At 76.8% G+C, this 10,537-nt stretch carries 1 pseudogene; it reads right to left on the minus strand.

Annotated features, from left to right (window positions below):
- Positions 1–52 precede the first annotated feature (52 nt).
- Positions 53–10,522 (minus strand): annotated as a pseudogene (locus J5Y04_RS20480) (SDR family NAD(P)-dependent oxidoreductase); the annotation flags it as partial.
- Positions 10,523–10,537: the final 15 nt, after the last annotated feature.

The following is a 10,537-nucleotide window of genomic DNA, read 5'->3' on the forward strand; positions in this document are numbered from 1 at the left end:
GGCCGGTGGCCCCCGCGTTCTCCCCGGGTGGTTCGGTCGGCAGGGCGCCCGGTCAGACGCCCAGTTCGTTGTCGAGGATGTCGAACAGGTCCTCGGCGGAGGCTGCTTCGAGTGCGGCCTCCGCGGCGGGCTCCGTCCCGTTCTCCTCGGCCCCCGGACCGTCGGCCCAACGGGCGCTCAGCGCCCGCAGGCGGGCGGCGATCCGGGAGTGCTCGGCGCCGTCGGGGGTGGCGGCGCCGAGCACGGCTTCCAGGCGGGCCAGCTCGTCCTCCAGGCTGGGCGCGCCGGCCGTCCCGACCAGTTCGCCACGGAGGTACGCGGCGACGGCGGCCGAGGTCGGCTGGTCGTAGATCAGCGTGGACGGGAGCCGCACCCCGCAGGCCGACCCGAGGCGGTTGCGGAGTTCGACCGCGGCCAGCGAGTCGAAGCCCAGCTCGGAGAAGCCGCGTTCGGCGTCGACCGCCTCCGGGCCCGCGTGGCCGAGGACCGCGGCGACGTGCGTCCGGACCAGGGTGAGCAGCAGTGCGAGCTGCTCCTCCCCGTCGAGCGCCGACAGCCGCTGGACGAGGTCCTCCGCCCCGCCCTGCCGGCCGCTCCCGGCCGCCCGGCGGTCGCGCCGCACCGGCACCCGGACCAGTTCGCGCAGCAGGTGCGGAACGCCCTCCGCCGCGGCCCGCGCCCGGATCGGGGCCGTGTCGAGGCGGACCGGGAGCAGCACGGCGTCGTCGGAGCGCAGGGCCGCGTCGAAGAGCGCGAGGCCCTCCGCCACCGTGAGTGCGGTGACCCCCGAGCGCGACATCCGCGCCCGGTCGGTCTCGCCCAGGCCCTCGCCCATGCCGTCGCCCGACTCCCACAGGCCCCAGGCCAGCGAGACCGCGGGGCGGCCGGCCGCCCTGCGGTGCTGCGCGAGGGCGTCCAGGTAGGCGTTGGCCGCGGCGTAGTTGGCCTGGCCGGCGCTGCCGACGGTGCCGGCCAGCGAGGAGAAGAGGACGAAGGTGCGGACCGGGTGAGCAGCCGTCAGCTCGTCCAGGAGGGCGGCGGCGTCGAGCTTGGGCCGCAGCACCGCGTCGTAGCGCTCCGGTGTCAGGGACGCGAAGGTGCCGTCGTCCAGGACGCCCGCCGTGTGCAGGACCCCGGACAGCGGGTGCGCGTCGGGGACGGCGTCCAGCGCCTCGGCCAGGGCCGCCCGGTCGGTGACGTCGCAGGCCCGGACGGTGACGCTCTTGGCGCCCAGCTCCAGCAGTTCGTCACGGAGCGCCGGAACCCCGGCCGCCCGCTCCCCGCGTCGGCTGAGCAGCAGCAGGTGCCGCACGCCGTGCCCGGAGACCAGGTGGCGGGCCAGGACGGTGCCCAGGCCGCCGGTGCCGCCGGTGATCAGCACCGTCCCGTCGGGGTCGAAGGCCGGCTCGGAGTCGCCCGTGGCCGCGTCGGCCGCCGGCGGTTCCGCCCGGACCAGGCGCGGGACCAGCAGCGAGCCGTCGCGGACCGCCACCTCCGGTGCGCCGAGGGCCACGGCCGCGGGCAGCGGCCCGAAGCCGTCCGCCGGGTCGGCGTCGACGATGGTCAGCCGCTCCGGGTACTCCTCCTGGACCGAGCGCAGCAGGCCCCACAGCGGTGCGTGGGCGAGGTCCGGCACGGCGTCCCCGGCGGCGGCGGCGACCGCGCCCCCGGTGAGGACGACCAGGCGGGCGCCGTCGAGCCGGTCGTCGGCGAGGAGCCGGCCGAGCAGCTCGGCGGTGCGACGGACGACGGCCCGCGGCTCGCCGGCAGCGGTGGCCGGGTCGTGCACGACGATCACCTCGGGTGCGGTGGCGCCCTCGTCCAGTGCCCGGACCAGCTCGGCGGCGTCGGCCCAGACCCCGGCCCCGGCACCGAGCGCCCCGGCACCGGGTTCGCCGGCGCCGAGGACGGCCCAGCGGAGGTCCGGGACGGTGGCGGGGGCGGCGGCCGTCCGCCACGAGATCCGGTACATCGCGCCGGCGGCGTCCCCGGCCGGGGCGAGCTGCTCGGCCGGAACGGCGCGGGCCACCAGGGAGCGCACCGAGACGACCGGCGCGCCGGACGGGTCGGCGGCGTCGACGGCGACCACCTCGGGCCCGGAGACCCGCAGCCGGACCCGCAGCGCCGTGGCACCCGCCGAGAACAGCGTCACGCCGTTCCACGAGAACGGGAGCCGCGGGCCCGAGGCCGGATCGTCGTCGTCCGCGGCGGCACCCGGCAGCAGCGTGGCGTGCAGGGCCGCGTCGAGCAGGGCCGGGTGCAGGCCGAAGGCCGCACCGTCCGTGTGGGCCTGCTCGGGCAGCTCCACCTCCGCGAAGACGTCGTCGCCGCTGCGCCAGGCCCTGCGCAGGCCCTGGAAGACCGGGCCGTAGCCGTAGCCCTGCCCGGCCAGTTCGTCGTAGGCGTCCGCCGCGGGGAGCTCCTCGGCCCCCGCGGGCGGCCAGACCGTCAGGTCCGCGCCCTCCTCGGCCGACTGGTCGCCGGGCAGCAGGACGCCGCTCGCGTGAACGGTCCACTCGCCGTCCGGGCCGGCGCCCTCGGGCCGCGCGTGCACGCGGACCGGCCGCTGCCCGTCCTCGTCCGGCGCGCCGACGGCCACCTGGACCTGGACCGCGCCCTGTTCGGGCAGGACCAGCGGGGCGGTCAGCGTCAGCTCCTCCAGGCGGCCGGAGCCGACCTGGTCACCGGCCCGGACGGCCAGCTCCACGAACGCGGCGCCCGGCAGCAGGACGGTGCCGGCCACCGCGTGGTCGGCGAGCCAGGGCTGCGCGGCCACGGAGAGCCGGCCGGTGAGCACCACCCCGTCGGAGTCGGGGAGTTCGACGGCGGCACCGAGCAACGGGTGCGCGGTGGGGCGCAGGCCCAGGGCGGAGGCGTCCACCGCGGCGGGCGCCGCGTCGAGCCAGTAGCGCTCGTGCTGGAAGGCGTACGTCGGCAGGTCGGTGCGGCGGGCGCCGGACCCCTGGAAGAGGCCTTCGCCGTCGAGCCCCCAGCCGCTGACGTAGGCGTCCGCGACGGCGGCGAGGAAGGTGCGGACCTCGTCACGGCCCTTGCGCAGGGCGGGCACGAGCAGGGCGTCGTCGGGCTCGGCCAGGCAGGCCTGGGCCATGCCGGTGAGGATCCCGTCCGGGCCCAGCTCCAGGAAGCGGGTCACGCCCGCCTCTTCGAGGGCGCGGACGCCGTCGGCGAAGCGCACGGCCTGGCGGACGTGACGCACCCAGTACTCGGGGTCGCGCAGCTCCTCGCCGGCGGCGATCCGGCCGGTGACGTTGGAGACCACGGAGACCTTGGGCTCGGCGAAGGAAAGGCCCCGGACCACGGCCCGGAACTCCTCCAGCATCGGCTCCATCAGCGGCGAGTGGAACGCGTGCGAGACGGTCAGCCGGACGGAGGCGATACCGCGCTCCTCCAGCTTCGCCACGATCTTGCGGACCGCCGCCTCGGCGCCCGAAACCACCACCGAGGAAGGCCCGTTGACGGCCGCGATGCCCGCCTGGGCCTCGTGGCCCTTCAGCAGCGGCAGCACATCGGCCTCGGACGCACGGACGGCGACCATCACGCCGCCGGCCGGCAGCGCCTGCATCAACCGGCCGCGCGCGGCGACCAGCTTGCACGCGTCCGCCAGCGACAGCACCCCGGCCACGTGCGCGGCCGCGATCTCACCGACCGAGTGGCCGGCCAGGAAGTCCCCCCGGACGCCGAGCGACTCGACCAGGCGGTACAGCGCCACCTCGACGGCGAACAACGCCGACTGGGTGTACACCGTGTCGTCCAGCGAGCCACCCTCGCCCGCGATCACCCCGCGCAGCGAAACACCCAACTCGGCGTCCAGCAGCCCGCACACCTCGTCCAGCGCGGACGCGAACACCGGGAACACCTCGGCGAGTTCACGCCCCATGCCGACGCGCTGCGCACCCTGGCCGGTGAACAGGAACGCCGTCCGGCCGCCACCGGTCCGGCCCCTGACCGCCAGGTCCGAGGGCTTGCCCTCGCCCACCGCGGCCAGGCCCGCCAGCACCTCCGCCCGCGTCGAACCCAGCACCACCGCGCGGTGGGCGTGCGTGGTGCGCGAGGTCAGGGAGGAGTAGCCGAGGTCCAGCAGCCGCGAGGGGTTGGCGGCGACGAACGCCCAGAGCCGCTCGGCCTGGGCCCGCAGCGCCTCCTCGGTACGGCCGGAGACCGCGAGCGGCACCGGAGCACCGTCGGGCCACTGCCCCTCGGCGGCCCCGGCCTCCTCGGCCGGGGCCTCCTCCAGGATCACGTGGGCGTTGGTCCCGCTGATGCCGAACGAGGAGACACCCGCTCGGCGCGGCACGCCGTCCTTCCGTTCCCACGGCTGCGCCTGCGTCAGCAGCTCGACGTCGCCCGCCGTCCAGTCCACGTGCGAGGAGGGCGCGTCCACGTGCAGGGTCTTCGGCAGCACCTCGTGGCGCATCGCCTGGACCATCTTGATGATCCCGGCGACGCCGGCCGCGGCCTGGGTGTGGCCCAGGTTCGACTTCACCGAACCCAGCCAGAGCGGACTGCCCTCGGGACGGCCCTGACCGTACGTCGCGAGCAGCGCCTGCGCCTCGATCGGGTCGCCCAGCGTGGTGCCCGTGCCGTGCGCCTCGACGGCGTCCACGTCCGCGGTGGACAGGCCCGCGTCGGCCAGTGCCGCCCGGATCACCCGCTGCTGCGACGGGCCGTTGGGGGCGGTCAGGCCGTTGCTCGCACCGTCCTGGTTCACCGCCGAGCCCCGCACCACCGCGAGGACGGGGTGGCCGTTGCGCCGGGCGGCGGAGAGCCGCTCCACCAGGAGCACGCCGACACCCTCGCCCCAGCCGGTGCCGTCGGCCGCCTCGGCGAACGGCTTGCACCGGCCGTTCGCGGCGAGGCCGCGCTGGCGCGTGAAGTCGATGAACGTGTCCGGGGTCGCCATCACGGTGACGCCGCCCGCCAGCGCGAGGTCGCACTCGCCCCGGCGCAGCGCCTGGATCGCCCAGTGCAGGGCCACCAGCGAGGAGGAGCAGGCGGTGTCGACCGAGACCGCCGGGCCCTCCAGGCCCAGGCTGTAGGAGACCCGGCCGGAGACCACGCTGCCCAGGCTGCCGTTGCCGAGGTAGCCGCTGACGTCCTCGGGGACGGCGCCGAGCCGGGTGGCGTAGTCGTGGTACATCACGCCGGCGAAGACACCGGTCCGGCTGCCCTTGAGCGAGGACGGGTCGACGCCGGCCCGCTCGATGGCCTCCCAGGACGCCTCCAGCAGCAGCCGCTGCTGCGGGTCGAGGGCCAGCGCCTCACGCGGGCTGATGCCGAAGAACTCGGCGTCGAAGTCGGCCGCGTCGTAGAGGAAGCCGCCCTCGCGGCTGATGGTCCTGCCGGGCTTTCCCGGCTCGGGGTCGTAGATGGCGTCGGTGTCCCAGCCGCGGTTCTCGGGGAATCCGCCGATGCCGTCGCGGCCGGCGGCCAGCAGCTCCCACAGCTCCTCGGGCGAACGGACGTCGCCGGGGAACCGGCAGCTCATGCCGACGATCGCGATCGGCTCGTCGTCGTTCAGCACCACCGCCGGGCCGGCCTCGGGACCGGACTCCTCCTCGGCGCCGACGAGTTCGTCCCGCAGGAAGCGGGCCAGGACGTCGGAGGCCGGGTAGTCGAAGACGAGCGTGGCGGGCAGCCGCAGGCCGGTCTCCTGGTTGAGCCGGTTGCGCAGGCTGACGGCCGCGAGGGAGTCGAAGCCGAGCTCCTTGAAGGCGCGCTGCGGCTCCACGGCGTCCTTGCCGCCGTGGCCGAGGACGCCCGCGACCTCGGCGCGGACCAGGTCGAGCAGGAAGGCGTCCCGTTCGTCCGTCGCCAGGCGGAGCAGCCGGCCGCGCAGGCCGTCGGACGCGTCGGCTCCGGCGGCGGCCCGGCGGGTGGCCACGGGGACCAGGCCGCGCAGCATCGCCGGGACCGGCTCGGCCGAACGCCGGACGGCGGCGAAGTCCCAGTGGACCGGAAGCAGCACCGGCTCGTCGGACGACAGCGCCGCGTCGAAGAGCGCCACGCCCTCGTCCTCGCCGAGCGCGAGGACGCCCGCCGCGGCGATGCGGTCGACGTCGGCCTGGGAGAGGTTGCCGCCCATGCCGGTGCCGGTGTCCCACAGACCCCAGGCCAGCGAGAGGGCCGGCAGGCCCTCCGACCGGCGCCGGCGGGCGAGGGTGTCCAGGTAGGCGTTGGCCGCGGCGTAGTTGCCCTGACCGGCGCCGTCCAGCGTGCCCGCGACGGAGGAGAAGAGGACGAAGGCCTTGAGGTCGAGGTCCCGGGTCAGCTCGTGCAGGTGCCGGGCGGCGTCCGCCTTCGGCCGCAGCACCGCGTCCATCCGCTCCGGCGTGAGGGAGGTGATGGTTCCGTCGTCGACGATGCCGGCGGTGTGGATGACGGCGCTCAGCGGGTGGGCCTCGCCGATGCGGTCGAGGACGGCGGCCAGGGCCTCACGCTCGGCGACGTCGGCGGCTTCCAGCCGGACGGATTCGGCGCCCAGGGTGAGGAGTTCGTCGCGCAGGCCGCTCGCGCCGGGGGCACTGCCGCCGCGGCGGCTGACCAGGACGAGGTGGCGGACGCCGTGCGCGGTGACCAGGTGGCGGGCGATGACGGCGCCGAGGCCGCCGGTGCCGCCGGTGACGAGCACGGTTCCGGTGCCGTCGAACGGCGAGCCGGTACCGGTCTCGGCGCGGACCACGCGCGGAGCGAAGACCGCGCCGTCGCTCAGGGCGAGTTCGGGCTCGCCGGAGGCGACGGCGGCGGGCAGCAGGGACGTGTCTGCGTCGGTCGGCTCGACCAGGACGAACCGGCCGGGCTCCTCCGCCTGCGCGGAGCGCACCAGACCGGCCACGGCGCCGCCGGCCGACGAACCGGCCTGCGTCAGCACGACCAGCTTCGAGTCCTCGAAGCGGTCGTCGGCCAGCCAGGACTGGAGCGTCGCCAGGACACGGTTGACGGCCTCCCGCACGTCACCGTCGCCCACCGGCAGCACCACCACGTCCGCACCCGCCGCGGACCCGAGGTCCGCAACCGGCTCCACACCGGACACCCCGGCACCCAACGCCACCCAGCGGCCCTCCCGCACGACGCCCGCGTCGACCGCGAGCTGCGTCCGGTCCAGCCGGAACAGCGCGTCGCGCGCGGCGGTCGGGGCGGCGGAGAGCTGCTCGGGAGTGACGACGCGTACGGCGAGGGAGTCGACGGAGGCGACGGGCGCGCCGCTCGGGTCGGCGAGCTCCAGCGAGAGCGCGTCCGTGCCCCGGGCCGTGAGGCGGACCCGCAGCGCGGCGGCCCCGGTGGCGTGCAGGCGCACGCCGCTCCAGGCGAAGGGCAGGCGCAGCTCGGTGTCCGGCGCCTCGGCGCCCTGGCCCGCGGCGTGCAGGGCCGCGTCGAGCAGCGCCGGGTGCAGGCCGAAGCGGGGGGCCTGGTCCCGGACCTCCTCGGGCAGGGCGACCTCGGCGAAGACGTCGTCGCCGCGCCGCCAGGCGGCCCGCAGGCCCTGGAAGGCGGGCCCGTAGCCGTAGCCCTGCTCGGTCATCCGCTGGTAGGCGTCCGACACGTCGACCTCGACGGCGCCCTTCGGCGGCCAGGCGGTCAGGTCGAAGGACGGCCCGCCCTGGCCCGGCAGCAGCGTGCCGGTGGCGTGGACGGTCCAGGGGCGCTCGCCCGCGGCGCCGTCGGCCGACCGGTCGTCGGGGCGGGCGTGGATGCGGACGGGCCGGCCGCCGCCCTCGCCGGGGGCGCCGACGGACACCTGGAGCTGCACGCCGCCGCGCGGGGGCAGGACCAGCGGCGCGGTCAGGGTCAGTTCGTCCAGCAGGCCGTAGCCGACCTGGTCGCCGGCCCGGATCGCCATCTCGACGAACGCGGTGCCGGGCAGCAGCACCGTGCCGCCCGCGGCGTGGTCGGCGAGCCACGGCTGGGTCTCCACGCTGAGCAGCCCGGTGAGCAGCGCCTCGTCCGCGCCGGCGATGGCGACGGCGGCGCCGAGCAGCGGGTGGTCGGCCGCCGCCAGGCCGAGCGCGGCCGGGTCGCCGGTGTCGGCCACGGACTCGGGCCAGTAGCGCTCGTGCTGGAAGGCGTAGGTCGGCAGGTCCACCCGGCGGGCGCCGCGGCCGGCGTGGAACGCCTGCCAGTCCACCGGGACTCCCAGGGTGTGGGCCCGGCCGAGCGCCCGGGTGAAGTCCTCGACGGGGGCGCCCTGCCCCGGCGGGGCGATCACGGCGGTGGGGACGTCGGCGGTGGCCGCCGCCAGGACGGTGTCGGCCGACAGCGGGGCCGGGCCGGCGTCGACGAAGAGCGTGTGGCCGTTCTCCACCAGGGTCCGTACCGCGTGGGCGAACTCCTCGTCCGTCCGGGTGAGGTGGAGCTGGACGGCGGCCGAGCCGCCGGAGGCGGCCGGCGGCTCGGCGGTGGCGTCCGCGGCGAGCCGCGCCGCCTCCTCCGGCGCGAGCGCACCGGCCAGCTGGGCGGCGGCGATCGCGCCGCTGCCGTGGCCGATCACGGCGGTGGGGCGCAGGCCGTGCGCGCGCCAGAGGGCGGCGAGCGCGACCTGGACGGCGTAGGCACCGGCCCGGGCGACGTCGGGGCGGTCCGGGGTCGGCGCCGTCCGGGCTCCCGCGACCACCGCGGTGAGGTCCCAGCCGGTGTGGGTGCGCAGCGCGGCGGCCACCGTCCGCAGCCGCTCGGCGAAGAGCGGGGAGGCGGCGGCCAGCGCGCGGGCGACCGGCGCCCAGGCGGCGGGCCCGGCGCCGGGGGCGCCGGCGTGGTCGGGCAGCACGAGGACGGTACGGGGCTCCCGGCCCGCCACGCCGCGGGTCAGGGCCGCGGACTCCTCGCCGTCGGCGAGGGCGCGCAGGCCGGCCCGCAGGGCCGCGTCGTCGGCGGCGGTCAGCACGGCCCGGTGTTCGAGGGCCGCGCGGGACAGGGCCAGGGAGGAGGCGGTGTCCGGCAGGGCGCGGGTGTCGGCCGCCTCCTCCAGGTGGTGCAGGAGGCGCTCCGCCTGGGCGCGGAGGGCGGGTTCGTCCCGGGCGGAGAGCACGAACGGCAGCGCGGCGGAGCCGTCGGCCGTCCAGGCCCGGGGCTCGTCGGTGCCGGCGGCCCCCGCGTCGGCGCGGGCCGGGGCGTCCTGGACGGCGGCGTCCTCCTCGGCCGGCGCCTCCTCGATGATCACGTGCGCGTTGGTGCCGCTGATGCCGAAGGACGAGATGCCGGCCCGGCGGAGCCCGCCGTCCGCCTTCTCCCACGGCCGGGACTCGGCCAGCAGCTCGACGGCGCCCGCCTCCCACTCCACCTGGGAGGTCGGCGCGTCGACGTGCAGGGTCTTCGGCAGCACGCCGTGGCGCATCGCCTGGACCATCTTGATGATGCCCGCGGCGCCCGCCGCCGCCTGGGTGTGGCCCATGTTGGACTTGATCGAGCCGAGCCAGAGCGGCCGGCCCTCCGGCCGCTCCCGGCCGTAGGTGGCGAGCAGCGCCTGCGCCTCGATCGGGTCGCCGAGGCGGGTGCCGGTGCCGTGCGCCTCCACCACGTCGACCTCGGCCGCGGAGAGCCGGGCGTTGGCCAGCGCGGCGCGGATGACGCGCTGCTGGGAGGGGCCGTTGGGCGCGGTGAGACCGTTGCTGGCGCCGTCCTGGTTGAGGGCGGAGCCGCGCACCACGGCCAGCACCCGGTGCCCGTTGCGGCGCGCGTCGGAGAGGCGCTCCAGGACGAGCATGCCCACGCCCTCCGACCAGCCGGTGCCGTCGGCGGCCTCGGCGAAGGACTTGCAGCGGCCGTCGGGCGCGAGGCCGCGCTGGCGGCTGAACTCGACGAACGTGCGCGGCGTCGACATCACCGTCACACCGCCGGCCAGGGCCAGCGTGGAGGTGCCCTGCCGCAGCGACTGGGCCGCCAGGTGGACCGCCACCAGGGAGGACGAGCAGGCGGTGTCGATCGAGATGGCCTGGCCCTCCAGGCCCAGGCTGTACGACACCCGCCCCGACACGACGCTGCTGTCGGTGCCGACGACCAGGAAGCCCTCCGCGCCCTCGGCGACCGTGCCGGGCCGCGCGTGGTAGTCGGCGGCCATGACGCCGACGAACACCGAGGTCTGGCTGCCGCGCAGCGTGTGCACGTCGATCCCGGCGTGCTCGAAGGCCTCCCAGGACGCCTCCAGCACCATCCGCTGCTGCGGGTCGGTGGCGGACGCCTCGTGCGGGCTCATGCTGAAGAACGGCGCGTCGAACAGCGGGGCGTCGTGCAGGAACCCGCCCTCCTTGGCGTACGTCTTGCCCGACCGCGAGGCGTCGGTGTCGAAGACGCCTTCGAGGTCCCAGCCCCGGTCCTCGGGGAACCCGGTGACGGCGTCCCGGCCCTCGGCCACCAGCCGCCACAGGTCGTCCGCGTTCTCGACCCCGCCGGGGAAGCGGCAGCTCATCCCGACGATGGCGATCGGCTCCTGCGCCGCGGCGGTGACCTGGTCGTGCCGCCGGCGCAGCCGCTCGTTCTCCAGCAACGACTTGCGCAGCGCGTCGGCTATCTGCTCGACAGAAGT

Source organism: Kitasatospora sp. RG8 (genome assembly GCF_017813315.1).
In the GTDB taxonomy this organism is placed as follows: Bacteria; Actinomycetota; Actinomycetes; order Streptomycetales; family Streptomycetaceae; genus Kitasatospora.